This is a genomic window from Lacrimispora sp. YZC11 (genome assembly GCF_057543815.1).
The window spans coordinates 878,748-903,154 of sequence record NZ_BAAJYQ010000006.1; the positions used below are offsets into that span (position 1 = coordinate 878,748).

27 protein-coding genes are annotated in these 24,407 nt (G+C 41.2%); all 27 read right to left on the bottom strand.

Annotated features, from left to right (window positions below):
* Positions 1 to 19 precede the first annotated feature (19 nt).
* A complete protein-coding gene (locus AC27IJ_RS10335; protein ID WP_487148722.1) occupies positions 20 to 643 on the bottom strand; it encodes a hypothetical protein in 624 nt (207 codons plus the stop codon).
* A 115-nt stretch (positions 644 to 758) separates the two neighbouring features.
* The gene (locus AC27IJ_RS10340; RefSeq protein WP_487148724.1) at positions 759 to 1,514 is read right to left on the bottom strand and encodes a polysaccharide deacetylase family protein; all 756 of its coding nucleotides are present in this window, start codon (positions 1,512 to 1,514) and stop codon (positions 759 to 761) included.
* A gap of 65 nt (positions 1,515 to 1,579) precedes the next feature.
* Entirely contained in the window at positions 1,580 to 2,767 is a 1,188-nt protein-coding gene (locus AC27IJ_RS10345) for a PAAR-like protein (RefSeq protein WP_487148726.1), read from the bottom strand.
* 32 nt (positions 2,768 to 2,799) lie between these two features.
* Positions 2,800 to 3,375, bottom strand: a complete 576-nt coding sequence (locus tag AC27IJ_RS10350; protein WP_312500787.1) for a hypothetical protein — start codon at positions 3,373 to 3,375, stop codon at positions 2,800 to 2,802.
* Positions 3,376 to 3,393: 18 nt separating this feature from the next.
* On the bottom strand, positions 3,394 to 4,665 hold the full coding sequence (locus AC27IJ_RS10355) for a hypothetical protein (RefSeq protein ID WP_487148728.1): 1,272 nt from the start codon (positions 4,663 to 4,665) through the stop codon (positions 3,394 to 3,396).
* A gap of 22 nt (positions 4,666 to 4,687) precedes the next feature.
* Positions 4,688 to 6,076 (bottom strand): hypothetical protein, encoded by a 1,389-nt coding sequence (locus tag AC27IJ_RS10360; protein WP_487148730.1) that lies wholly within the window; start codon positions 6,074 to 6,076, stop codon positions 4,688 to 4,690.
* A gap of 14 nt (positions 6,077 to 6,090) precedes the next feature.
* Positions 6,091 to 6,630 carry a hypothetical protein gene (locus AC27IJ_RS10365; protein ID WP_312442904.1) on the bottom strand — a complete coding sequence of 180 codons (540 nt, stop codon included), beginning with the start codon at positions 6,628 to 6,630 and terminating at the stop codon, positions 6,091 to 6,093.
* A 37-nt stretch (positions 6,631 to 6,667) separates the two neighbouring features.
* The gene (locus AC27IJ_RS10370; RefSeq protein WP_312442903.1) at positions 6,668 to 7,360 is read right to left on the bottom strand and encodes a hypothetical protein; all 693 of its coding nucleotides are present in this window, start codon (positions 7,358 to 7,360) and stop codon (positions 6,668 to 6,670) included.
* Positions 7,357 to 8,670 carry a hypothetical protein gene (locus tag AC27IJ_RS10375; protein ID WP_312500784.1) on the bottom strand — a complete coding sequence of 438 codons (1,314 nt, stop codon included), beginning with the start codon at positions 8,668 to 8,670 and terminating at the stop codon, positions 7,357 to 7,359. Before AC27IJ_RS10375 ends, AC27IJ_RS10370 begins: the two co-directional genes overlap by 4 nt.
* A gap of 51 nt (positions 8,671 to 8,721) precedes the next feature.
* Positions 8,722 to 10,626, bottom strand: coding sequence for a PP2C family protein-serine/threonine phosphatase (locus AC27IJ_RS10380; RefSeq protein ID WP_487148733.1), 1,905 nt, complete (start codon positions 10,624 to 10,626; stop codon positions 8,722 to 8,724).
* 30 nt (positions 10,627 to 10,656) lie between these two features.
* Positions 10,657 to 11,502, bottom strand: a complete 846-nt coding sequence (locus AC27IJ_RS10385) for a PP2C family protein-serine/threonine phosphatase (RefSeq protein WP_487148735.1) — start codon at positions 11,500 to 11,502, stop codon at positions 10,657 to 10,659.
* Positions 11,502 to 12,017 carry an FHA domain-containing protein gene (locus AC27IJ_RS10390; RefSeq protein ID WP_312442898.1) on the bottom strand — a complete coding sequence of 172 codons (516 nt, stop codon included), beginning with the start codon at positions 12,015 to 12,017 and terminating at the stop codon, positions 11,502 to 11,504. Before AC27IJ_RS10390 ends, AC27IJ_RS10385 begins: the two co-directional genes overlap by 1 nt.
* Before the next feature lie 117 nt (positions 12,018 to 12,134).
* A complete protein-coding gene (locus AC27IJ_RS10395; RefSeq protein WP_312442897.1) occupies positions 12,135 to 12,689 on the bottom strand; it encodes an FHA domain-containing protein in 555 nt (184 codons plus the stop codon).
* Between the two features lie 362 nt (positions 12,690 to 13,051).
* Positions 13,052 to 13,282: a hypothetical protein gene (locus AC27IJ_RS10400; RefSeq protein WP_487148738.1), complete on the bottom strand. Its 231-nt coding sequence runs from the start codon at positions 13,280 to 13,282 to the stop codon at positions 13,052 to 13,054.
* Between the two features lie 285 nt (positions 13,283 to 13,567).
* Positions 13,568 to 14,215: a hypothetical protein gene (locus AC27IJ_RS10405; protein ID WP_312442896.1), complete on the bottom strand. Its 648-nt coding sequence runs from the start codon at positions 14,213 to 14,215 to the stop codon at positions 13,568 to 13,570.
* Between the two features lie 209 nt (positions 14,216 to 14,424).
* Complete coding sequence (locus AC27IJ_RS10410; RefSeq protein WP_312442895.1) at positions 14,425 to 14,856, bottom strand: J domain-containing protein; 432 nt, start codon at positions 14,854 to 14,856, stop codon at positions 14,425 to 14,427.
* A 118-nt stretch (positions 14,857 to 14,974) separates the two neighbouring features.
* Complete coding sequence (locus tag AC27IJ_RS10415; protein ID WP_312442894.1) at positions 14,975 to 15,403, bottom strand: membrane-associated protease 1; 429 nt, start codon at positions 15,401 to 15,403, stop codon at positions 14,975 to 14,977.
* Between the two features lie 24 nt (positions 15,404 to 15,427).
* Positions 15,428 to 15,859 (bottom strand): hypothetical protein, encoded by a 432-nt coding sequence (locus AC27IJ_RS10420; RefSeq protein WP_312442893.1) that lies wholly within the window; start codon positions 15,857 to 15,859, stop codon positions 15,428 to 15,430.
* 46 nt (positions 15,860 to 15,905) lie between these two features.
* Positions 15,906 to 18,089: a transcriptional regulator gene (locus tag AC27IJ_RS10425; RefSeq protein WP_312442892.1), complete on the bottom strand. Its 2,184-nt coding sequence runs from the start codon at positions 18,087 to 18,089 to the stop codon at positions 15,906 to 15,908.
* Between the two features lie 160 nt (positions 18,090 to 18,249).
* The gene (locus tag AC27IJ_RS10430; protein WP_487148741.1) at positions 18,250 to 18,669 is read right to left on the bottom strand and encodes a hypothetical protein; all 420 of its coding nucleotides are present in this window, start codon (positions 18,667 to 18,669) and stop codon (positions 18,250 to 18,252) included.
* Between the two features lie 12 nt (positions 18,670 to 18,681).
* Positions 18,682 to 19,041 (bottom strand): hypothetical protein, encoded by a 360-nt coding sequence (locus AC27IJ_RS10435; RefSeq protein ID WP_487148743.1) that lies wholly within the window; start codon positions 19,039 to 19,041, stop codon positions 18,682 to 18,684.
* Positions 19,042 to 19,156: 115 nt separating this feature from the next.
* Positions 19,157 to 20,998 (bottom strand): vWA domain-containing protein, encoded by a 1,842-nt coding sequence (locus AC27IJ_RS10440; protein ID WP_487148745.1) that lies wholly within the window; start codon positions 20,996 to 20,998, stop codon positions 19,157 to 19,159.
* Between the two features lie 20 nt (positions 20,999 to 21,018).
* On the bottom strand, positions 21,019 to 21,288 hold the full coding sequence (locus AC27IJ_RS10445) for a hypothetical protein (protein WP_312500775.1): 270 nt from the start codon (positions 21,286 to 21,288) through the stop codon (positions 21,019 to 21,021).
* A 180-nt stretch (positions 21,289 to 21,468) separates the two neighbouring features.
* Complete coding sequence (locus tag AC27IJ_RS10450) at positions 21,469 to 22,059, bottom strand: accessory gene regulator ArgB-like protein (RefSeq protein ID WP_312442886.1); 591 nt, start codon at positions 22,057 to 22,059, stop codon at positions 21,469 to 21,471.
* Between the two features lie 15 nt (positions 22,060 to 22,074).
* Positions 22,075 to 22,236 carry a cyclic lactone autoinducer peptide gene (locus tag AC27IJ_RS10455; protein ID WP_312442885.1) on the bottom strand — a complete coding sequence of 54 codons (162 nt, stop codon included), beginning with the start codon at positions 22,234 to 22,236 and terminating at the stop codon, positions 22,075 to 22,077.
* Positions 22,237 to 22,314: 78 nt separating this feature from the next.
* Entirely contained in the window at positions 22,315 to 23,619 is a 1,305-nt protein-coding gene (locus AC27IJ_RS10460; RefSeq protein ID WP_312442883.1) for a GHKL domain-containing protein, read from the bottom strand.
* Positions 23,616 to 24,398, bottom strand: coding sequence for a LytR/AlgR family response regulator transcription factor (locus tag AC27IJ_RS10465; protein WP_312442881.1), 783 nt, complete (start codon positions 24,396 to 24,398; stop codon positions 23,616 to 23,618). The genes AC27IJ_RS10460 and AC27IJ_RS10465 overlap by 4 nt, the downstream gene beginning before the upstream one ends.
* Between the last annotated feature and the right edge of the window lie 9 nt (positions 24,399 to 24,407).

Consider the following 24,407-nt stretch of genomic DNA (forward strand, 5'->3'; position numbering starts at 1 on the left):
TTTTTCACCCTCCGGTATACTATGGACTGTCAAAACGAATGACCTTGATATTCGTATTTTCCTGATATAAAAATATATCTCCTGTAGTTATGGCGTCAGCATACTTCCCCGTTGATTCATCCCATATTTTGATTTTAGAACTTTTAGTCTTACTCCAGCTTCCATTCAACATAGGGATACATTTATGCAAGGTAGCCTGAGGCTGAGGCTGAGACTTTACCGTCACAACCGGCCTTTCCGGGTACCCGGCCGGCGCTGGTATCTTACAGCCTTCAAATGTATATATATTCTCATTTGCTTTACAGTCTGTACAAATCCCTATCGGGGTTCCATCCTTTTGCACCACCCCATGATCATGTAAAATATCAAATACTGTCAACTTACTTCCTCCGCTACACCATAAAACGGACCCGCTCTTTACATATTTATTCTCTTTCTGAAACTGACCATAAAATGAATGATGTTTGGCCATCAGCTCCTTGACAGTCTGTTCATATTCCGTCACATCACCATTGCAGGCATCTTTCCATTCCATATATTGTTTAATAAGATTTCCCTGAAATTTGAATTCGAAATCTCCAATAAACACAGCCTCTTTGTTAACTGTAACTTCTGATTTAACCTCTGTCTTTTCATCCGTCATAATATTGCTCCTTTATGATCTGGGAAAACTATGATATTGTTCTGACGTTCAGCTTCTGTACTGTCCATGAAAATTGTATTAAATTAAACGGCGGTACAGTGTAATCCATTTCGCTCTAATTAGTCGTTTCCAGTCCACTGACTGACTTCCAAAAAAAATTCTCATTCCTTATATCGCTATTTATTTCATTGAAATCTATTTCGAATGATCGGTAGTCACCTAAAACATGTGGAAAGTAAATATATATACCTAATCTATTTGCGGTAAAATAGAAGGTACTATATCTAGGCAACTCTAATTCAGACATCCCCAGATGCTTATATCTTTCAGCCAGCTCCTCAAATGTATATTCCTCTAATATATAATCATTTTTTGCTTCTAAATAAACCTTTCCTACACTTAGAACACTTAGCAGACCATCAACATCTAAAAGTTCCTCTAAACTAATTTTATCTCCAGTAGATAAATTTATATTTGTTGCATAGCCTAAGCTTGTGGGATATGAGCCTGATTCGCCTATTCCATTAAATTTTACACTTATATAATATCCATTCATATAAGCTAAATCATAGTCAATCTCAAGCATTAAACCTTCCATATTCCAATAATTCGTATAATCATTTAACGCTCCATCTTTTAAAAGCGTATTAACCTTAGTTTGTATGTCAATATTTTTCAGTCCATCTATCTGCGGATAGTATATTTTCACACTTGTCTTGTCTTCCTCGTTTTTATAAACATATTCACATCTTCTTACAGCAATACTTTTAGACACAGATTCATCGAAATTACTGCGGTTTTCCCTTTTCGTACAATTACACAATAAAATCAAAAGTAATATAAAGAAGCATAACAAGCCTACTCTTTTCATTATTCCACTCCTCAAAAAGGATATATCATGGCCATATAGGCTAGCGCTATAATGCAGGTATCATTTTATTTAATAATTTCTACCGCTTTATTATAGTTCGCTATTCTTTCATCAAGTCCACCTTTTCCACCATTAATTACTTTGGTTACTTGGTTAACGGTATAGCCTGAATCCACTTTTTCATTTAGTCCTTTATAGAATTTCCAGTACCATCCTGCTGACTCCCATGCATAATTGCTGGCGACATATAAGGTTCCCTCTTCTACAATCCTATTATCTTCCACATATTCCGAAAAACTCCTATATGTGATTTTCCACGTTAACTGCATATACCCAGCACCTCTATACCTAGCACCATCTCCTGCATGCGTATGTTCGTATTCTGGCCTGAAATCTCTGTTGCTAAAATACGATTCTGGGCTATTGCCATTATATTGTTCTATAAGTGTTTTCCCGTTTCCTGACTCGTGTTGTACCTGCGCCAAAAAGTGTCTAATTCTTTCAATAGTATTAATCTCATATTTAAACAAAACTCGATTTAAGTCATTGACCATGGAGTCTGTAACACCAATCCACCCCATCGCACTCAATTGATAGGCGGTGACATATTCCTTTCCCTGCCCCTTAGTTCCATTTACCGTTGGAACCTCTGCAATCTCTATAATTCCCCCATAAAAGCATGTTAGGAAATCTCCTGTAGTTATGGCGTCAACATACTTTCCCGCCGATTCATCCCATATTTTAATTTTAGAACTTTTAGTCTTACTCCAACTTCCATTCAACATCGGAATACATTTATGCATAATAAACGGGAATTGAGACTTTACAGTCGGAATCACAGCAGGTCTTTCTGGATACCCTTCTGGAGTTGGCTTTTTGCAGCTTCCAAACGTATCTATGTTCTGATTTGCTTTACAATCAGTGCATATCCCTATGGGAAATCCAGCCTTTTCCACCCCATGATCATTCAGAATATCGAATGCCGACATTTTGCTCCCTCCGCTGCACCATAGAATAGAGCCTCTTTTTACATATTTATTTTCTTTCTGAAACTGACCATAAAATGCATAATGTTTGGCCATCAGCTCCTTGGCAGTTTGTTCATATTCCGTCACATCACCATTGCAGGCATCTTTCCATTCCTTATATTGTTTAATAAGATTTCCCTGAAATTTGAACTCGAAATCTCCAATAAACACAGCCTCTTTGCTAACTGTAACTCCTGATTTAGCCTTCGTCTTTTCATCCGTCATAATATTGTTCCTTTATGATCTAGGAAAACGTATTATATATCCTCCTCAACAGCCATGAATATCCGCTCAACAATCTCCATCCAGTGTTCCTTATCTTTTATATTACAGCTAAAGGTTCCATGAAGAACTGTCTTCCTCAGCCGGAGCAGATAAACACGGTTATAACTCTGCCCATCCAACTGGTATCCTTTATACTCAAACCAGCTCATCTCATTTCCCTGATCTGTTTTGGTATCTGTCTGATTCTTAATTATGATTGATGGATTGATATTTTCCAGGGCATTCTGGAATTGGCCAATCATGGTTTTTATCTCTCCTTCTTTCAGCAGCACAGGCAATTCATTAAAACTGATATTTACTGTGCTGCTTAAGCTGGTTAATATAAGAGCAGGTGCTTCCTGAGAAGGGTATTTTGCTTTTTTTACTTCCTCCGGCATAACCACAAATTGATCTGGCAGCGGCATACGGACCGAAAAATCCGGTAAATCGATCTGCGTAAAAGTAACTAACTCCTCTCCTGCATATATCCCGGTTTCTAATGTGGTATGCATCTGCCGCTCCATTTTCCTTTTGGCATCCAACAATTCTTCATCAAAATAATCCATCATTCTTTCACTGCCTTTCTTCTACCCCTGACAGATGTTAAGTTCATCTGGGGTACTTATCGTGATTTGTCTGGCCCTTAACCGTACCTTTCCTTCTGCTGCTATTTTCAGTTCCTTTGATGTGCTTATAGTAATAGCGTGATCACTAAGGGATAGTCTATGGCTTCCTCCCTTGGAGAATCTTACAGTTTCCATTGACAGACTTATGGAATTTCCATCTTCAATATCCATAGCCCTGTCTTTATAAGAACGAGCCTCTTCCTGTTCTCTGTTTAAGCAGTGTATAACAGCCCCCTCCTGTTCATCCGCACCAAAGAAATATAAAAGCGCCCTTGCTCCCACTTCCGGCATGGCATAGAGAGCATTTCCCGTTTCCGGATACCAGGGAAAGAAATAATCTCCAGTATCCATTCCCTGATCAATATCCAACGCTATTTTAACTGATTCCCCTTTTATCTCTCTTATGCTTCCCCAAAGCCCCAGGCCGGCAGGATGATTCTCATGCTGTGAACCTGCCTGGCAGACCTCCATAATTTCCAACGTATATGTAAAAACCAATTCCCCCTGTTCGTAGCTACCCTTAACTTCCACGATTATCACTTTATGCCCCAGATAGGTCATCTGATCTCCGATTTTATAGTAATTCCTTCCTTCTGCCTGGAAGCGAATTCCAGCCTTCCTTCCAATAGAACATATCTCTACAGTACACTGCTCTTCCGACAACGCGGGTACATCGTTCCCCTTTCTCATCCCAAACCATAAATTTGGATATCCAGTTTCTATATCTGGAATAATATAGTTTCCCAAGCGCCGCCCCAAGCGTTCTACAAATTGCCAGGCCGTTTCTTCATAGCGAATGACTGGGTTTCCGGTCTTTTTGTCACTCCCTTGGTTACGTATCACCTGCCCACCTTCTGCCTGAACCGCCTCTCTGACCACTTCACCATAAGTCTTTGCCGGATCCAGGAAAGAGCGGCTGGATATCTGCCGGTCCAGAAGACAGGAGGCGGACATTGCCTCTATAAATAGCTGGCTGGTATTTCCTATGTTCTTTATCTCCGCTTCCACGATGTATCCGTGATAAATGGCCTGCATCTTCCCGTCAGACTCCAACCAGACTTTTACACGGCTGCTATAAGATTGTCCCGGATCCCACCGGAAACTCCTGTCTATATACCCCTCTAGCTTAAGCAGAGCATGGCAATCAGGTTTCCAGCAATAGTGAAAACTTACCACACGCAGCATCGGAATATCCATTTCCATCTTTAGATTACCTGCAAGTTTAATTTCCATTTTTCCCCTACTTTCAATTAATTTATAGCATAACTTTGGCTCCCTGCATTTCAATGTCTCCGCCCAGATTCATTTCTGTATCACCCTGCTTTAGCCGTATTTTCTTTGGAGCGCTCATTTCAATAGAGGAGCTGGAAGTGGATATATTTAAGCTTCCTCCTGCCCGAACTGTCACAGAACCCTCGCTGACAATTTCAATTCCATTTTCATCAGACAGTTCAATATAAGTGCCGTCATTATTTGTCAATAAAATGCGTTCCGGGGAGAGCTGGATTTCTTTTCCCTCTTTATTTCTCCAGAACTTACGTTCTGGTTTTTTTCTAAGCCCTGCTCCACTTTCATGATATGTACTGGCTACATATGCCTCCGGTTCCTTGGCAGTGGGGAAATAGAGCCTAACCGTATCCCCTATCTCCGGCATACAGTACCAGCCTGTTCCATCCGCTGAGGAATACACTGTGGAAAAGGAATACCAGCAGGCTCCAGACTCCTCTTTATTCTCATCGCAGTATATTTTTATCTGCACCTTTTCATCCTTTACCTTTATCACACTTCCTGACAGAGAAACACCGGTTAAATGGCTATTATAGGATACTGGTTCCTGAATGCCTAATCGGGGTTTCATAAAGTAGGTATGATACAGCTCATTTCCTTTTAGGCAAGTCTCCATCTTCCAAATGAACAGATCCCTTCCATCCACGGTTCTCCTCTCCCCTAATTTATAGATTTCTCTGCTTTCCCAGATATAAGACATGGTATCCTCTGAATGAATAGAAATTCCATGATTTTTCTTATGCCAGTATTCCTTCATGTCGTATTGGGTTTGATATTCGCTGGGGAGAATTTCTTCCATTATTTTTCTATCCGGTATTCCAAAGTGGTATTTTGTTCCCTTGGTCGAGCAATCTGCAAACACCACAGTATGATTCATAGACGCTAACCGTTTTATAAATTCCCAATCAGTTTCCCGATACTGTATGATAAAATGACGTATTGCCTTCCCTTGACCCTCTGTCACAATTTTGGCAGCATCTTCATATTCCCTTGTACAAATATCCAACAGATTACTATAGGTCAGTTCTTCTTTCTGGAAGCTCCTTATATGCTCTTCATAATCCATAAGTTGAGTGCCGGAACAAAGGTTTATAACTACAATACAGGTTCCATCCTTTATCTCAAGCCGGAGCTGCTCAATGACTCCATAAAACAGAATGGTTTCTTCCTTTGCAGTTACTGCAACCACCTGTGCCCATGTCTGTCGTCTTCCGATCTTCATATAATCTTCTTTCCGATTAAAGGGAATCCTGCCTCTTACCTCCGCCAGTGCATGTTCATTAACTTTCTGGATAGACTTATAATCCAATATCTGAATATCTTCAAACGGACGAATGATTAATTTCTCTTCTCTCATTTTATGCTCTCCTCCTAATCTTTACTGTATAATTCTACCTCACAAAGACCAAGTCCAGTTATACCGCGACGGATCAGACTCTCTGCCATATCCATAGATAAGATAATATGTCTTTTTTTTGAACCTCTGACCCAGAAAAGATTTCTGTCCAATTTAAGCTTTTCTCCTTCTGCTTTTTCCGGCTCTGTAATATAAACTCCATTCCTATACTTCCTTTCTTGCAATTGGATACTCCGGGTCTCATCAAGAACGGGCAGATAATACATTCTTGATTCCTTTTTCAACTGGTCAACAAGTATAACGTTACAGAAAAAACAGCGTTCCCTATACATTTTTATAACTTCCTGAACCACTGGGGATACCAGTAGAAAAGGAAATAAAATAATATCTGTAAACATTGTATTCTCCGATGGTTCAATGATAAATTGCTGTATCTTAGGCAATTTAGGAAAACCATCAAGGCAAATATCACGCACATCAAATTTCCCATACCAGTCCTTCAGTTTGGGAGCATATTTTAACTCCGGTGAATTCTGCACCTCAAAGTATTTCATGGCTATCTCCTCCAAATTGTATAATGGCAGTCCGTATTTAAAACAACACCATCTCATCAAACTCCATGGTCTCATCCACATCGATAATCCCAAAATGGTGCTCCCAGAACAGGAACACCTGATAATTAATTGATAGGAACATATCTTGTAAAAAACCCAGCCGTTCCCGCTCCTTTTCTGTCTCTTTCATCCCAACATACACCAATACCTGCCTCACCGTCTCATTATTGGCATATACCAGAGAATCCGGGTACATACAGCGCATGACTTCCTGAAACAGATAAATGGACCCCCCGCACTGGTACAGCTTCAGAATCAGACGCAGCAATCGTCGGAGCTTTTCTTTCTCAAATTGATCTACCACTCTTGCTGCCTGGCTTCCGCACACGCCCTCTAACAGATCCTTTAATAAAAAACGCAGTGCATATTCCTGTTTAGACAGCCCCTGACGTAAATCCAGTTGTACCAAATAATGCATGGCGGTGTCAAAAAAGAGGTGTCTTGCCGCTTCAAATCCTTCCAGGTTGATATTAAACATTTCTGAAAACTCCTTGGAAAACCGGTAAAGAGGATTCATTTCCACCTTTTTCTCTTCCAATCCCCTGCTGTTAATTGTTTCCAGCGTTACCTCTGTATAAGGACTGCCATTCCTGACCGGTACATACCGTATCTCCTCACGCCGCATCCCTGCCTCGTCCGCAGCCAGGGTGGCTTCCCATGCATAATTCATGCCATCACTCCTATGCAGCGATATTCGTTGATTTCTAACTGCATCTGCGATATCACGAATTGGACCATACTGTCATTTAAGTAATGACCAGGCTCTTTTGCCCTGAATTTCAGCAACAGCACTTTCCGGCTTTCCATAGGGAAAAGCTCGTCCCGGACAAACCAGTTCATACCCTCTGTGTTTTGATAGCCTCTCGCATTTTCGCAAATTTCATATCCCACTACTTCAATGTAGTCCTGAATGTCCAGCTCCATGATCCGTCGGAATAAGTCCGTCTTTGTCATAAGCCGGACACGGCTGTTTTCCGCAAATCTCCGGATAAATGAATCTTTTTTATGATTAGTGACCAAAGGGAATTTATAGTCCAAAGAACGTATGGTTTCTTTCTGGATCATATGAAGTGCTTTCCAATTTTCAAAGGTTTCCTTTTGAGATTTAATCACAATCTTATTTTTCTCATGTCGGATTTCAAGGATGTCCTCATTAGTTTCAATCAGATATCCATCCCCTTTTTCTTTATCTTCCAGGGTAAACTCGTGCTCATAATAGACGTCGTTAATGCTGGGAAGCATGAAATCAGTGCTGTCGAACTTCACCCAATCCAGGTTCCAAAGGGGGATTAGCCCATAACGGATAAGCTTCTTAAACTTACCAAATTCAATATCCGAATTTTCTAGAATACTGTTTTTCATCCCTTTTTCCAATACTTCCGGGCTGATGTAAATATCATAAAATTTACCCAGATAAGCAGTATTGATGGTTTCCCACGGGATATGATTATCCTGGAATACCTGGTACAATCTTTCCAACGTGTCCGGATAGCGTTTTACCGGCTGGATATAGAAATCGGCTTCCTGTTTCTCTCCGTTTCGATCTAATGTACCAGTAAAATACCTGATCCCCTCAAATTCTTTCCGTCCATCTTCGCCCGACTCCAGGAAAATGGTTCCAATCCAGACCTGTTTTTCATCGGAAAGAACCTCAGCCAGCTTTTCCTCTTCTAAGTCTAACTCATCCACAGGATACAAAGTTCTGTTTGTTGGATCATAATGATCGCGCTTTACAATGGTCATTACTGTCTCATACTGGTTGTCCGCTATTTCCAGTTCCTCATATACCCTCCGTTCCAGTTGATAGTACTTGGCTTCCATACATCGGATTACCTTTGAAAGCCCTTCCACCAGTACCTTCTTTGCATACCACCGTTCATCCAGATCATCAATTTCTCGCAACCGCTCTTCGATATACCTCTCAAAATCAAAGGGATATTCCAAAATTGCGGATAAGTTATTATCCTTCCAGGCGTCCATGTGCCACCCTCCTGTCCTTTCTTTTGACTATTCTGTTATGGACCGGATTACTTAAACTCCCGATCCGGCTTTTGAACCAGGTCCAGTGGTCACCCCCGTTACGTTTCCTGTCTGTACGTTTTCCGCCTGACTGCCTACAGCTTCTGCTTCCTGGCTTTCGCTCTTTGCCAACTCTGCTTCCCGACTTTCCTTTTCTTCCTTTTCTTGAGCGATAGCGTTTTCCAAAACTTCTATCAGCCCATCAACTTCCGCCACTTTATCATCGATCTTTAGTTCTTTGTAAATGTTTTTGGCAAGCAAATACTGCTTTTTTGCTTCCAGTTTACTCCCTGACAGTTCCTGTTCCCTGCCTACAGACACATAATCTTCCGCCTGCAACTCCTTTAGTTTATTTTCCTCTGATTTGCTTTCGCTGGAAGTAATCTTTTTCTGGATCAGCTCTCCATGGGTGGTATCACCCAACTGCTGGTACTTCTCTAAAGCCATGGTATAAAAGGCTTTTGCACCTTCAAAATCCCCTTGGGCAAATGCCTTGTCACCTTCCGAAGCCAGTTGGGCGGCTCCGGTCTCGCTGGAAGCCTTTTCTTTTGCCTCCTTGGCATCCGCCTCCTCTGCCTTATCCCGGTTGGCATACATGGCATCCAAAGCCTTCATCGCCTCCTTGCGGCCCTCTTCGAAATACGTCCTGGTAGCCAGGCTCTTGGCCTGTAAGTATTTTTCTTCTGCCCTTACATAATCCTCCTGGGCTGCCAGAGTATCCCCCAGCTGTATATAGTCGAACACCGATAGGTAATCTGTGATCTTTGCTAACTGTCGGTCAATGTAATCATCTGCAATCCTATCTGAATGCCGGGAGCGTTCCTTTGCCGCCAGATAAGCAGCCTGGGCCTCTTCGTACTTCTTATCTTTGAATGAACCTTCCGCAGCATTCACTGCCTCGATCAACTTCTTATAATCAGAAATTTTCTGAATCTGCTTCTTGTCCCACAATCTCTCCGCCAACTTCAGCGCCTCACTGCATTCTTCGTCGGCCCTCAGGAAATTTCCATCCTGGATGTATTCAATGGTATTGGAATATCTTCGTCCCATCTCATTCGTATATTTTTGCCGTTGCCAGGACAGCAGCCATAGCACCAGGCTGATTACAAGAACTATGACAAGGGCTGCAACAGTGATGAAGACAATCTTTCTAATCCGGTGCTTCTGGTTAGGGTCCTGGAATATTTTGTCCACAAAAATGGAGACGAAAGTATAATTCTCCAGAATCTTTGGCTGTCTGGACAACAGCAGATCCTCCACATTGTCCAGACACTCCTGAGGCTCACCTTTAGCCTCTGAAAATACATCGTCCAGTTCTCCACCGTCCAGGTTTTCCCAGATTCCCCTGGTGTACAACGCAAGAATGTCACCGTTTACTAGTTTTATTTTCTTGGATACAAATGGGCGGAATCCTTTTTCCTGACCTAAATAGGTATGTAGATTGTTGCGTTCTTCATGCCGGGAGAGTATGTCTTCCGGGAGGTTCCTCTCTCTTGATATCTGAGTTCCAAGGGACATGTCCTGGGTCGATTCTTTCACCGCGCCATCCCGGTAGAGCCGGAGTCTGGTATTTCCCACATAGCCATAACGAGCTTTGACATAGTTCGTTACAATTACAGTAACAGATGCCTTTAACCGTTCCCGGCTGTCTGCCGATGCAAGCGCCTTATTGGCTGCCTCCATATAAGAAAGAATAGCCCGCTTTGTCATGGACGGGTGTTCCTGGAAAGCCAGGATAATGCTCTGTGTTGCCAGTCTGGCGCTTTCTGCATCCGGAAGGTCATTTAACCCGTCCGATATGACATAACAGGCATACTCTTCCAGTTCCACAAACGCAAAATAATCATTATTTTTAAGCCCGGAACCGGCTTCCGATATAAATGCCGTCTTGAATGTGCTGTTCTGTTTCCTCATCATTCCATGGTCTCCTCCTGGTTTCTTTCTCTGTTACCGAATCTGCAGCACGACTGCCGCCGCATTATCTTTTTCTTCCTTCTGGCTTTTATTTACCAGTTCAATGATTGCAAATGCCTTTTCCTGGCTGCTTCCCTCCACTTCCAGACAGTCTTCGATATCTTTCCACCTGACCGTTTCATACAGACCATCTGTCATCAAAAGCACATATTCGCCCCCGTAAAGAGAAATTGGGGTGTCAAAAAACTCCACGTCCCGAAATCCATCCTGACCCACATAGTTATATAGCCGGTGATGGTCCAGCAGACTGACTGCCTCCTGCCTTGTCAACTTCCCCTCCTTGTATTTTTGCTTTGCTAACATGCTGATGGTATGTCCCGATGTCACCGGTACCAGCTCCTGGTTCCGGTAGACTGCTACTTTTAAATTACCCACCGTTGAATAGTAGAGTTTCCGTTCCTTTACCATCACCGCTGCTACCGAAGCGCTGCCTTGATTCTCTTCCAGTTGGTTTAAGATCTCCCGGTTTGCACCCTGGAATGCCCTGCGGAACGAATACTGGGGGTTGTAGAAGGTGTTTTTATCCTCGAACATATCCAGAAATACCTGTACGACAGTCCGGGCGGCAATTTTTCCTCCAAATTGCTTCCCCATTCCATCCGCCAGAACTGCCATGATTCCATCCTCTGTTTCTGTAATGCCATATTCATCCTCCTGCAGCTCCCGGTCGCCGATGGTTTTAGAGGCCCCGCTCTCACAGCCCGAACGTTTCTTTAGGGACATATCCCAGGGATTCCGGACTGCCATCATGATACGTATGAACAGAAGCATACTTCCCCCAAGTCCAAGGAGGAGCAAGCTTGTTTCGGGAATTGTCATTATGCCCCTCCTTTGTCTTCCCACATGAAGTTTTTCCCACAGAATGGGACGAAAGCGAACTTGCTGTCGCCCATCTCGATCACGTCATAGTCATTCAATACAGTTGGCGTGTAGACAGCTGCTTCGTTATGGTAGACCAACCCGTTGCTGTCACCCGGAAGGAGCACGGTTTCCTTTTTCTTTGGGTCAAATACAATGACACCGTGATTTCGCCGTGAGATCTTATTGTCCCCCAGCACCTGGATGTCCATGTCATCCGCCCGGCCAACAAAGTTCTTCCCTGATTTTATCTTATAGTCCTTCCCCTGCCTGGGGCCGGAGATGCAGACCAGCCAGCCGCATACCAGGGAGGTTTCCTGGACGAATAACAGTTCTTCCAGTTCCTCCTCATTCTTTCCTCCAGACTCTTTTTTCTCCTTTGTGGCAGTTTCTATGTTGCAGTAGGGACACACCGTCCCATATCTCCTAGATGAAAACAAATGCCCGTTCTGGCACCGGATTAGATTGCCGCTCATATCATTTCAGCTCCTTTTCTTCCGTTATATTTATTTATCAAAACCTATGTAACATTTTAAAGCCTATAAATGTGTTCATAATTCCCTTGAAAAATGACTTATATCAAGAGTTTTTTCCTATCTAAAAAGGAGTCTGTTTAAGCCTACATATAGACAGTCTTTCCGCTCTAACCGACAGGGTGTGTCCGATGAGAGTTTGTAAACTCTCCCGTCCCCCGCCTTTTTCACACTGATTCCATTGGCACTGCCTAAGTCCTCTACGTACCAGTTCCCAGAGGAAAAGTTCAGCACCGCATGTTCAATGTCCACCATGCTGGCATAAGAGCTTTTACCCAAATCAATGTCTACCTGGTTTTCCCTTACATCCCGGCCAATGACCATAGCGGCTTTTCCGTATAGGTCCCAAGTCATCAACTCGGTATCCTCCTCACTAAGAAGCACAATCTCCGTAATCAGCTCTGATTCTGACGGCAGGCTCATACTCGTCCGCCCCACGATTTCCTGCCGCTCCTCCTTGTCCCGTATTGCCAGAATCAGGAATATAATTCCAAGAATGCCAGCCGTCAATAAAATGGAGTTCCTCCCCCTGACCTGGTTCGGATAGAGAACAGCCATGCCTATAATTGCCAGACAGACACATGCAACAGCCAAATCAATTACCCTTCTTTTCATTCGCTCGTTTCCTCTCTAACAAAATAAATGTCGAATCCAATTTCTCATTTTTTTATCTCCCTTTTTCATATATTCATACAAAATATAGACTTTTTCTGTATCTTTGATTTATTATTAGTCAAAATTGCTCCTCTGGCACTTCTTTGCTTTAATCATTTATATTTAATATTACTGTCCTTTCTTCATACTGTTCTTCTGATATATATGTAATTCTTAGAGTATACTCATCTAAAAATTCCGCTTTGGTAATAGGAGAAACAATAAATGAAATGTCTTCCAATTCAAATTCTATTAAAAAATTTTCTTATCATAAATATTACTGACAACAAGTGTAAAAGGATTCTTATTATGATCAAGATAAACTATTTTATTATATTGTCAATTTTTATATAAGCATATAAACCATTATCCTCATATATAGTAATTAAATATGTCATCCCCATATTTGGTGGGCAATATTCCTCATAACAATATTCTCCAACCCACGAATGTAACAAATTAATATTGGTATCAGGATGATTTTTAAATAGAGAAATAATAAGCAACATTCCAAGAATAAATGTCAGTAACCAAAATGAACACTTTTTTTTCAAACTAAAACCCTCCTGATTCTATAACTATTCACTTAAACTTCACACATGGATTTTAGCTATGCAACTTGACAATTTAATACCTGGCAGTAATTAAATTGTCAACGTTCCGCTCGTTTTATACGGCTTACAGCCCCTCCTAAAAATGTTGTGACGTTATATCCTATAAATACATAGTTGACTTATCTCCTTTAACAGTATTCTGTCCTTTTACATCTGGGCTTGAAAAAATAACAGCAAGCAATGTTCCTGTTTGAAATATCCCGTTTTTAACAGATTATCCAAGTTTCACTCTTTATATGTTGCTCTTTCATTAGGATCATAGCCTTTAATATAGCTAATTCTAGTTAATTTATAAATGCAATTGTTATCAAACGCATACATTGTAGTGTCATCATCAATAAAAAAAGTGAATCCATTATTGCCAATTCTCGTATTCGCTTTATAAGCTATTTGAACAAGGGTAAAATAATTTTCATCAGGAAGTAACGTCTCTATGCCAACCTGCTCCAAAAAAAACTGATTATAATGATCTTGTTTAATAGGATAGATAGACAGGAGGTACATCGGATCATAAATCTTCCCTAAACTGTTTTCAAAATAATCCGGATGATATGTCACTATCTCGCCTAGTAAATCCATATATCCCTCATCGCCCCCAAGCCGTATATGTTGTGATACTACTTCAACATATCTCCAAGAGCCATAAAATAACTTATATCCTTTATTTTGCCTATAAACAAAATCATTTCGATTCATATTTGTATCTTTTTCTGACTCAGATGGGTGTAGTGTTTCTATATATTCTGTATCTTTTGTATAGTGATTGCTGATCTCATCGATAGTTTTATTTTGATATTTTGATTCAGGGGTACACGCATTCAGTAATAAAAAAAGTGCTGAGATATAGCAAATTTTATTAATCATCCTATTCACTAATAGTCCCCTCCAAAAAATAAGTTCTGACATTTATCCTTTCTATTCTGTCCACCTATCCAAATCTTTTCCCAATCCGCTTTATTTCGGTTTCCATCTATTAAGTATTCCATGTCTAAAATTGCTTTACTATGCAATTTCACATCAGCTTCATATTGAGAATCAATTATATCTTCCCTCTCTCACCACTCCTGTTCTGAATAATTCTTTTATTTTTTAATGCCCATATATCTTTCAAACAAATCCGTCATATCTATTGGATTTGTCCTTGTTTTCCCGCTTTTGTTAAACGCTCCTTTATCCACTTTCCCGTTTTTAGGATGAAATCCGAAAAATTGTGCAAACTGTTCCTCCATATTGGAAAAATTGATATCTGCAGAAGGCTTAGGACAGGTATCGGAAGCTTTACAGCTTTTCTCCCCATGGAATTCTTTCTCCTGGGATTTGTCATAGACCTTCCGTTTCTCTGGATCCTCCAGAGTAGCATAAGCCTCCGATACCTCCTTAAACCTCTCCTCTGCCTCCTTATCCCCTGGGTTTACATCCGGGTGGTATTTTTTAGATAATTTCCTATATGCTTTTTTTATTTCATCTTCTGTCGCAGACCGGGAGACTCCCAGCACACTGTATAAATTCTTCATCTGCTCCGCCTTATCTCCCGGTACAATCTTAAATCACTGGGAATGTTTTTTTCGTTCATCGTCATCAATTTAGTGAAAGGGCGCATCCAATCTTTTCCGGACGCGCCCTTACCCCTACTTATGCGGCCGGATATCCACCTTCCACCGTAATCATGCCTAACTTATCTTTCTTCTGCTTGATCGTTAATGTGAATGTTCCAGTTCCTTCCACATCCCCAAAATCCTCCTTATAATCAATCACAAAGGAATTTGGGAAATAGTATTTTCTTTCCATAATCCCGGCTGCTATATGTTCCACCGTCACCTTCCGGTAGCAATCGGATTTTTCTGCCGGCACCACTGACCACAGGGCCAGCTTTCTGGTGCTGTCAAACGGATCTCCATCCACAGCGGTTAAAATCCTTCCCGTTATGGTCAGAGTGCTGCCCACGTCCTTGGTTCTGGCATTGGAATCCAGCGGAATATCCGTGGTGAACTTCACACTGCGAACACTTTCTTTCGCAATTTCAAAGCTTTCCTGTCCCTCGATTTTCACTATGTATGACATGTCTGTTTCCTCCTTTCGATCCCATTATTCGCCGCCAAAGCCGCCTTCAATTTTAGTCGCCGTGTTCTCGTCCTTCTTCTGTTTCATGTGAATGTAAAAGGTTCCAACACCGCTCTCGTCATCCACCTCCTCGGTGTATTCCATGACGAATGCATTTGGAAGAGTGAACTGGCGCACCACCTGGCTGGCGGATACTACAGTGACTTCTGCATTCCTATAGCAGTCTGCCTTCTCAGACGGCACCTGGGACCACTTAGCCAGCCCCAAAGTGGGGTCATTTCCTTCTCCTCCCAGCTTGTAGAGCATCTTGCCCCATACCTTCACTGTCAGGCCAAAATCTGTGGCCCTTGCGTTGGAGTCCGCTGAGGAAATGGAGTCAAAATCCACTTTTGTAATGCTCCGCTCATCAAACACGATTTCCTCTGGTCCTCCGGTGATTTTCATTCGAAATCCCATGCTTATTTCCTCCTTTTCTTATGAAAAATTTATGCTTCAAAGGCCATTACGCCTTATTCGCCGATAATCGGTTAATCTCAACTTCCAAATTCTTTACATTGCCATTAAAGGTGATATCCAGGGTACAGAAGCCTGTTTCCTCGTTGATGTTACAACTGATATCATCTCCTGCTCCAAGGATTCCGTTTAAGTATTCCCTTCTGGAAAGCCACCGGCTTTTCTGGCTGGTGGGATTATTGGAAAAGAACTGGACAATGGAGTCCTCTTTAAAATCCCCGGTTCCATGGCGCATCACCCGTTCAATATAGGTAGTCACCTGTGTTTTATAAATCGGCTCAAACATGGAGCCATCAGACATCAGATTCCGGGCCTTGTAAATCATGATCTTCGTTATGTCATTACCTTTATAAGAAGCATTCTCCGAACTGAATATGAATCCAAAGTTCTTCCGATTGATATCATTTTTAATGGAATTCGTGAATCCGGTAATCTCCTTTGCCATGGTAGTGCAGGCAATAAGCCCATGATCGTCTGCTTCAATGTCAAACCTCACTCCTGGCAGTTCCATATCCAGCTTAACGCCTGGCCCAAACTTTGACTTTAAGTATTCCGGGCATTGATAAGCCGCCGCTATACCGGCCGCCACATAGGCAGCGCCCACGTAAACTCCGTCAATCCACAGCTTCATGATGTCTTCTTTTTCCCTGGAAAGTTCTGCCGTATGATTATCACCGACTACCATCCGGCTGTCTAAGACGACGCCTGATTTATCTTTCGGAATAATCGTATAGTTGGGCAGACAGGGAATGGCAAACTCACTGTACTCCTTTCCCATAAGGGCAGCACAGCGATCCTCATACTTACTGATCCCCTCGGTTGCCAAAGCATTGAATGTAGTGCTGTCATCTGTCTCATAACTGAAGAAACACTGCACTTTATAATCTTTAAAGACATCGAGAAGCCTTATTAAGGATTCCACACTGTTTGTATCATTCTTTTCCGTTTTGGAATTTCCCTTAAACCGCTCTCTGGTCAGTTTCATCTTGCTGTTCTGATCTAAGGATACGTTCGGTACAATGGCATACCAAACCGTATTTGTAAAATCATTCTTTGCATTCACTGTGGTCAAGTATGTAATCAGCCTGGGAATATTGCTGCTCTTTGCCAGCATCTCATTGGATACGTTTGTCACCAGCATGGAAGGGCGCATTCCTTTCAGCTTCTTCGGATACTGCTCAAAATAACACCAGGCGCCCAGCAGCCTTTCAATCAGCGGCTTTACGGTCTTAATGAAGGCATCTTTGGATTCCTTGTAAAATTCCAGATAGGAATTATAATTGGTAACTTCTGTCGCTATGTCAATGCTGCTTTCCATAGTGGAGGACAAGGGGCAGAAGGTTCTCGCCACCAACGCTCCTACATAATCGTTGTTCTCCTCATTCAGAGCTTCATAGTCCTCTTTTAATGCTTCGATTAATCCCATATTCACATTATCATCTATCGTGGTCAAGGCTGTCGTTTCCACCTTTGGTGCCTCTAAGACCCTCAGCTCCCCCTGCTCCCCCATACTTAAAACTCCTAAGGCAAGAGGTGTACTGTCCTTTTTATCTCCTCCGTCTCCCAAAAGAAGCCTGGTTTTGATGTCCTCAATCGCCAGAGGAAGCAGGGCCATGATATTGTTATAATTGGCGCTCGCCTCCTCGAACATGACATTCAGCTTATCCCCTAAATCTCTCTTCTGGGGATCCTCCTCATCCAACTTGGCATATTCGCCATAGGTATATTGCAGCTCCTTTCGGTTCTGTTTGATAGCATCCATTACTTTTTTCGGAGAAATCATGTCCGTAAGCTTTTCAAACTTAAAATCCACGTTGATGGTCCCCTCAGAACGCTTCGTTTCCACCATGGACATGAGCATTCCCATGAATTCATTTTGACGGTTTAATGGAATTTCCGTCAGCATTTCCTCTGGCACCTGCTCCGGCTTATCCAACTGATAAACCACCCTCTGGTTGTTGGCATTATAGTAACAATAAACAGTCGGAGCAAATTTCTCCAAAAGCTCATCAAAACTGCGAACCATTAAGGAATCGTTGATTTCCTTGATCTTTTCATCGGACAGGCTTTCCACCCCCCGGACATCTCCAACCAAAGTTAATAAATCCAGTTTTTCCGGATTAATGACCTCCATCAGCATGGTCCGGTTGGTTTGCTTTATTACATTTCCCATATTGCTTATTCCTCCTTTTGTTATCTATCTGAAAGGGCAAACGCACTCTGATTGAATAGACTTTTTCGCTCTTTCATTGCTGCGATTTCCTCTCATTTCTGTAATATTTTTATTCCAATTGTAAGATCAGAAGTCAAGTGATCAACAAATATAACGGACTTTAATTTAAATCTATTTGATATAAAGGGATTTTTAAAATAATATATCCATTCAAAGAATCAGCAAAGTTAAAATAAATATAGATAAAATCTTTATCTATCCCTATATTTTGACAACTATTTCTGTCATAATCTGTATTAATAGGGGGCTCTGTTTCCATTGAAGCTCCAAGTGTATCTATAAATTGCTGAATTCTATCTACATCGTGACTATTTCCAAATTCATTATAGGTTCCCTCATAAATTTCAAAGTAACCAGATTGTATAGCCTTATTTATGTTCTCTATGTCTAACAAATCATTAAATGTTATATATTTTGCAGTTTCCAAATCTATTGTGGCTAAATAGTGTGTCGAATACATGGGGCCACTGCCATAAAATGCATCTGCTTTAAAAATCAAACTCATATAGCGATTCGTCATACATAATATCTCTTAATCAATTGAAATCCCCATTGAATAATCCGGATCTTTCTTATCTTCCTTCAAAGAAACTTCTGCTTCTTTATATGTTTTCACTCCAAATAAAGAAAATGCGGTGTTTTTTAGCGTTTCGTTTAATTCTTCTGAACTATTTATCATTTGTGGATAATTAACTTCTATTCGAAAAAATCTCTCCTGGTTTTCTCGCTCTAATAAATAAGTCTCATGTTTAATCTCAATTTCTTCATATACTTCCATTGTTTCTGATGGGTCTACTTTATAATGTTGTATGGAACTGTAAACACAAACAAAACATATAATCAATAGTAGCGAAGAGCACAACAAAATAAATCTAATTATCTGATTTTTCATAAATTCACCATCAAGTGGTCCTTATCTTTTAACTTGCAGCTAAAGGTTCTATGGAACACTAGTTATTTTGAGGTACTTATCGTAATTTGCATCGCCTTCGGCGCTCCTTTTATTGCTACGCTTTCCTCTCACTTGGCTTTAAGTTCTTATAATGGACTTCCATCTCCGTGGACTCGTCCTCAAAAGTAATGGTAATCTTTTCGTTATAAAACACCGGGTATCCCATACCCTTTTTTAGAATCTCCATCCCCCGCAGCACCGTACACCGCTCCGACTGATCCATAATAATTACTGAATGGTCCGGCCCAGGATAGATGATGATATCATCCTCTCCGATCTTCCCCAACTTGATCTTACAGGAGGAGAGAATCTGATCTAAGGTCATACGGCCGCTGTTTCTGCCGAATAACTGGTAAGTCTGGGGAGGCACGTCCCGGCCATCTGCAGTTCTTACTACGTATATATTGAATTTCCCGGAATAAGTGCAGGTTTTAGTCTCCATCTTCTTCGCAGGCTCTCTTGAGGCCGGGGGCTGCGCCACATAGACCACCGTGGTATTCTTTTTCTTCACCCACAAGGCCAGTATAAGGATCAATGCCGCCGCAAGTACTCCTAAAATTATCCACAATGGGCGGTAATCCGGCTCCGGTATAGGGTCCTGCGGTGGCGCAAGTTTTGTGAATGCTGGTTGTGTGATCTCATAATGCTCTGTAAAACTACCGGAATCAATTTCAATGGAAAGCTCATCTACACCGTCTATAGAGAGGGTGTATGTTATGATCCCGTTATTTATTTTTCCTGTTTCCGAGACTCCATTAACACGGAAAGACACTTCCTGCCCCTCATAGTAGGGAGTATTCCAGAGGTTCCCGTTTTTGCCCTTTATATCTTTCAGCCATATTTTCAGGTCAGCATAATGCTTATCGGCCAGAGGTATTTTTGTTCTCCCGTTATTTTTTTCGCCTGCTCCGGGAGCTTCTGCTTCTTCCCTCCGATAAGAGATATCTACTACCGGTTCAGCCGTGTATTCCACGGTCATATATGCTTCTACTCCTGTTAACTCCGGCGTCTGGAAATGGACATCCATAGCCTCTACGGCTGGTCTGGTCATCTCCAATACTGCAAAGTTCTGCCCGCTCGTAATATGGCCTTCTTCTGCCGCATAATCCCCAGTAACATTTTGAATCCCCTGACTGGCTGTCAGTATGATTCGCACGCGTTCTGCTCCCGGTGAGGGCAGTTCCACATGAAGGCTGCCGCCATTCCCATCCGTCACCCCCACGGATTTCTTTGGAATGTTCATACGGTCATACAGGATACGATTCATAATTTGTACAAGAGTACCTGACTGACCCTGCCAGTAAATAGCTCCGTCCGTCATCTCAGCACCGGCGAAGATGTGCATTTGCGGATCATTTAATTCACTGCCTACGGCAATAATGTAAATTTTTATCCCGTCTTCCTTCGCCCTCTTTATCGCATCCGAGTATAAGATACGGGAAGACTCTTTTGCCTGCTTGTCAGGCATATCAATCTCTCCATCCGTCACCATGACGATGCTGCGGTCCACTTTCTCCCTGTCTGAAAAAAGTCCTACAGCCTGATTCAATCCTTCTCCGGCGTTGGTATAGCCTTTGTATGTAATGGCCGCGAATTGTGCATCCAGCTGTTCCAGTCCGATGCCCACCGGACCAATTGTCTGGATTCCGGTATTATAAGATACCAAACCTGCTTTATAATTTGAGGGGAGGCTGTAGGCCGCTTGCCGGATCGCATCAATTGCCAGACGCTTTTTGTCATAGGTATTCATGGAACCGCTGGTGTCCAAGAGGAACACCACCTCACCTTCCTTTGCGTTGAATCCTTGGTTTTCTCCCGCCGCCGACGTGATTTGCCTGACTGTAAACAGTAAAATAATCATCCCTGTAGCCAGAAAAATTTTTCTCCATATTTTCATTTCGCCCTCCTCCTAAATTTCTAGTTAACCCTGCAGATATACCTGGGAATCAGGATGAAACTTTCCTGCAAAATCTGCAGTCTGGAAATCCGGCCATCCTGAATTACTTTACTGATTACTTTTCTCTCGCACTCCTTCATATGGCGCTTCCTGTTCCAGAAATACAGTTTATTATACAATATATCTGTATCCAGACTCTCCGTCCTTATCTCTTCTGTTTTGTCCCAGTTTAAAATTCGGTAAGTTATTTCATACCGGTAAAAGCTTTGATTGATTTTTGTAAATGGCATTAAGCACCTCTTGCTACAAAAAACACTGTTTTTTTACATTTTTTTACAAAATATCACACTATTTTGTTCAATACAATACGATGGCTGAATTTGGTCACTAACTTGCCAAATTTGGTCGACTTACTATCTATTGGTCAAAAAAAAGGCGCTGCCCCAGCAACGCCCTTTTCCTCATCCGTATCATGATTTTTCTGCATATTTTTTATTTTTTACACTACCGATACATAACATAACTGACAATGCCAAATGCCCCAATGTAACAGCAAGGCTGATATTTCTGGCATTTAACAAATAGCATATCGCCCACAATGCTGTTTCTGCAGCCCAGATTTCTCTGCTGCGTTTCCTGTAACATTCTCTTTCAACCTGCTCCAAAGGTTTATTGTGATCCTGCACCGGTGCCAGCATAAAAATCAGAATCCCGCTTATAATTCCTCCCGCCAGATTTACCCAAATAATGGAGTCGTATGGTATTATTTTTGCGGCAATGCAGATGATACACACCATCACCGTAGAAGCTATTGTACACATATTATATGACTTGGCATGATGGCCACCCGCATAAGAACGCAGCGGGATATAAGATACCAAAAATATCAACACCGTAGTATAGGCATGGAATACAATTGCCAAAAAGCAGGCAATCAATATATTGACGGCCTGCCCAATTAGCAGCTCATATGCATATATATATAATTTTTCATCTTTTATTAAAAGATAATTTTTTTGCACCTGCCAGGTCACAACTTTTTTTGCTAACTTTTCAATCATCGCTTTTGCTGTCACCTAAAATTTTCTAAAACGTTTGGCTTCCTCTGGTACCTCGGGTTGATGCTGCAACCAGGCACACGCTGCATTTACATTCTGAGTTACCACTAACAGTGCTAAAGCATTCATCATAAAAACAGTCCAATTTTGGCTTTTCAACTTCTTCGTTATTTTACTCATAAATATACCCCCTATGTATTTTTATTCAGCATACCATGTTTTTATCAGAGAAATCAATAGCTTGGCCGAATTTGGTCGTTAATTTGCCAAATTTGGTAGGCTTGATAACATTAACACCGCTACAAAGGTATCTCCCTCTTCATAACAATTTAATATACCTCCATACTTTTCTGATAATTCTTCTACCTTTTTGATCCCGAAACCATGCCTTTTCTTTTCAATCTTTGTGGTAAAATATTTCTCTCCTATCTTATGGGGCCTGATTTTAAAATTATTCTCTATCCGTAATATGACAAGCGCTTCATTTCCCTTATATAAGCTTACAAATACATAACCTTCATTACATTCTTCGGCCGCCTCCAGCGCATTGTCAAGCAGATTTCCAAACATACTGATTTTATCTAAATCGTCAATAAAGTTCACATCTATTCCCGATTGGATATCCAACTGATAATCTACGCCCTTATCAATGGCATTTTTCTCTCGTTCTATAAAAATAGCGTTGGTGATCTGGTCACTGATATAGCATTGTTTCACAGACGCTTTTCCCATCTGCGAAACTTTCGCCATCGCCCCTTTAACCGCACCATTATCCTCTGTGCATGCCAGCTGCTCCATGATCCGGATTACGCGGCTCATTTCATGTAAATATTCTGCATAATCCTGGTTCACTTCCTCCATCCTTTGATAGTGGCTTCTTTCTAATTTTGTTTTTAACGCAAGTAATTCCGCATCTCTGGCGACTCTTTCTGCGTTTAATAATTTTTCCACCGTAGAAAAACCAACTACATTGGATATAATTAATAAAACCCCACCGATACAGATCAAAAGATAGCCGCTGGAATATTGCTTTGGTAATAAAAATCCATTCAGCAAAACTAAAGATGCAATAGGAAGTATAAATAAATATTTTAAATATTGAAAGCTGCCGCTTTCATAAGGGCCCTGGTGCCGCTTTTTTACAATCTGTACTACTGCAAATTCAAATGTCTTCTGAATGATTAAAAAAAGCACCATACTAAAATATGCTTTTGAAACATCAATTTCCAGCAAAGTATAGATATGATGAAATGTAAATTCAGTTACCGCTAAAATCACATAGTAAAATAAAACATAAAGAATATTATATTTTAGTTCTATACGAAACATCAGCCATACAAAGAATATATACATAAGTGGTACACAAAATAAATTTACAGTAGGAAGATTTAAACTGTTGATTAAAAAAATCACCGTGCTGCATGCTGTTATTTCCAGAAGCCTGATATTTTTTCGGTCTTCGTACGGCCGGAATACGCCTTCCAATAAGTTGTACAATAAGAATATTTCAAAAACGCAGTTTAGGTACATCACCGGCCCATATATAATTTGTGCTATATTCATTCCCTTTTTATCCTCTCTCGAATATACCTAACTCCATAATATTTGCCAAGTTCTTCATCAAATACTTTTTTCATTCTTCTGACCACAGTAAGATTATGGCCGCCCTCCATCCGAACAAAATCTTTCTGCCGGGATACGACCTTCTCTACATTGATGATATAGCTTTCACTGGCATAAATAAAGCCGTAATTTCTTAGTTCCTGGTAGTACTCCCTTAATTTCGTTTTGGTTTCAATCGTTTGTATAAGCTCTTTTTCAGAGTCTGCACCACCCCAGATTTCCTCTGCTTTTTTATCTGTCAGCCATATTTGGCTTCCTTTTTTATAGATTTGAATATATATAATATCTGATATCTGTAAAATAAATACTTTCCCATCACATGCAACAGGCAGCTTGGGTGACTCTTCCTTGTTCTGTACTTCTTCCAATACCATATCCAGACTTTGGGACAATTCTTCTTTCGAATACCTCTTCAGCAGATAATCATAAGGCCGTATCGAAGATATTCTGCTGGCTGGTGATTCAAAATCAGAATAAAATACAATAATTACCTTTGTATCACGCCTTCGTATACTTTGAGCTGTAAGTGTTCCATTCATTCCTTCCCCTATTTTCATATCCAGAAATACAATATCGAAATCCCTATAATCAGCCAGTAGAGTCTCCCCGCTGGAATACTCGCAAAAATCTTGGTTTTGGGGGCAGAATTTACTTTCTCTGATACACTCCTCCAGTTGTCTGATATCTTCCTGACAATCATCGCATATAGCTATTTTCATACGTGTTTC